3 protein-coding genes are annotated in these 1877 nt (G+C 45.0%); all 3 read left to right on the top strand.

Annotation, left to right across the window (positions count from 1 at the left end; genetic code table 11):
* Positions 1-565 precede the first annotated feature (565 nt).
* The gene (locus tag WG89_RS01895) at positions 566-910 is read left to right on the top strand and encodes a hypothetical protein (protein WP_062260601.1); all 345 of its coding nucleotides are present in this window, start codon (positions 566-568) and stop codon (positions 908-910) included.
* Between the two features lie 324 nt (positions 911-1234).
* Positions 1235-1642, top strand: coding sequence for a neutral/alkaline non-lysosomal ceramidase N-terminal domain-containing protein (locus tag WG89_RS01890; protein WP_062260599.1), 408 nt, complete (start codon positions 1235-1237; stop codon positions 1640-1642).
* Between the two features lie 73 nt (positions 1643-1715).
* On the top strand, positions 1716-1877 hold a 162-nt coding region (locus tag WG89_RS32830; RefSeq protein WP_172806677.1), incomplete at its 3' end, for a transposase.

Raw genomic sequence — 1877 nt, 5'->3', positions numbered from 1 at the left:
TGCCAGCCTTTTGATCCTGTGCCTCGATAAGAATTGATCAGTGGAGACAGGTCGAGCTGGTCAACAACATCCACCACAAAGCGAGCCATATGACCTTCTGGAAGATAATCCTGGATGCTGGCAGGGAAAAGGTCGGGAGTGTTTCGGTCGACCGGTTTGAACTTCCACTTATTCATAGTGCTTTGAGTGTTACTGGTACTGGAATCAGGATTTTACCTGTTTTGCTGGTTAAGTCCGACAGGCTCCTAGGGATATTTATGACTTATCCACAGTTCATTCAGGGGGTTGATCAGGTATTTTGTGGAAAAGTGGATAACTTTTTCTGAGGCTGGCATTCAGGCTGGTTTATGTGAACTTTGGCTTTCTCGTTATTCAACGGATTGAAAACAATTTGTCATTCTCTATGGGCATTTATGATGACCATGTTACAGTGACTTTGTGGGTCACTCTTTGAAGGCTGTCTGAGGGTGATCGTCATCCGCAGTATTACTCAAGACCAAAAGACAGCAGTATGTCTTCTGATTAACGAGTTCTGGGTGCTCTATAAGGACTGAGGAGACACTTCATGACTGATCAGGAAGAAGCTTATCTTGCCCTTCTGTGTCTACGCAACAGCACTTTTCGGATTGCTCAGTTGTATTGGACCTATATCAAGCTTCGATCCCTAACAGGGCAAGCTCCTCCCATTCTTATCATTATGTTGAGTACGCTTTGGGAAAAGCAACAGAATCTTCATGACAAACTGCTGGCTGCCTATCCGGAAGATATGGCTTCTGAAAAATGGCATGGCCTGGAGGAAATGAACGATCGACTGGGCGATATGAGCATTGAAACTCAGGAAGATCTTCAGAGAATTTGCCAGACAGAGATGCAAATGTTGCAGCTGGTTGGCATGATGATGAAGCAATAAAAATGACACGAGAATAATCTTTTGTTGTGCTCTGAATAAAAGATTATTCTCGACTCGAACCTCTGGTTAGGTCTAGCATTTCACTTTTTGAAGAGTCACCTTTTCTGGCAGCTATAGCCCTGAACTCTCACCTGTAAAAAACCTTCTTATCCTGTGGGTAACTTGTTGGATAACTGTGTCTTTACTGTGATTTTCCCGGAAAGTTTTCCTCAGGTCTGTGATCTTTCTTCATCTTCGCAGTAAACATCCGCCTATACTTCATTTCCTGATGATGTAGGGGATAGTATGCACAGGCTCGGTTTTCCTCTTCGAAGTGTCTTGTTGATGCTGGTTTTAATTACATACGGGGCCAGAGCATCTTATTGGGTTGGGGTAAGCAAAGTCGATATTACCGGGGCAGCCGTAGGCAGTGGCATGATGTGTTATGCAGACAGCAGCCAGATCAGCTCCGGAATTAATGATCGTCAGTGGGCTCGTGCATTTATAGTCAGTCAGGGAGAAGAAGGGAGTCGTCTTGCCATAGTGGTCATAGATGCTGGAGCTGTCTTCAACAGTGTTTATCAGGCTGTACTCGACCGACTGGAAACTCAGTTCTCCTCTCTTTATAACCGTCACAATATTATCCTCTCTGCCACCCATACCCACAGTGCTGCAGCAGGACAATCCCATCACTTTCTCTACAACATGCCTTATGGCATGTTTGATGATCGGGCATTTGAGAAAGGCTCTTAATGGATTCTGGGGAGCTGGTTGAGGACGAGTTATTTGACTATGAATAGAAGACGTTTTCTTGTACAAAAGTGTCATGAAACTTTATGACCTCCTCGACAACGCCAAGTGCTTTGAACAGATACGCCAGATTCGCTGGCCTGACGGGGTGAAATGCCCACACTGTGCCAGCTCAGACATAACCCGCCAAGGCAAGGACGATTCACAGCCTGACAGACAGAGATATTCTTGTAAAGAA

The sequence above is a fragment of the Endozoicomonas arenosclerae genome (assembly GCF_001562015.1).
Lineage (GTDB): Bacteria > Pseudomonadota > Gammaproteobacteria > Pseudomonadales > Endozoicomonadaceae > Endozoicomonas_A > Endozoicomonas_A arenosclerae.
The sequence above is the reverse complement of the archived record's forward strand: the minus strand, read 5'-3'. Positions and strand labels throughout refer to the sequence as shown.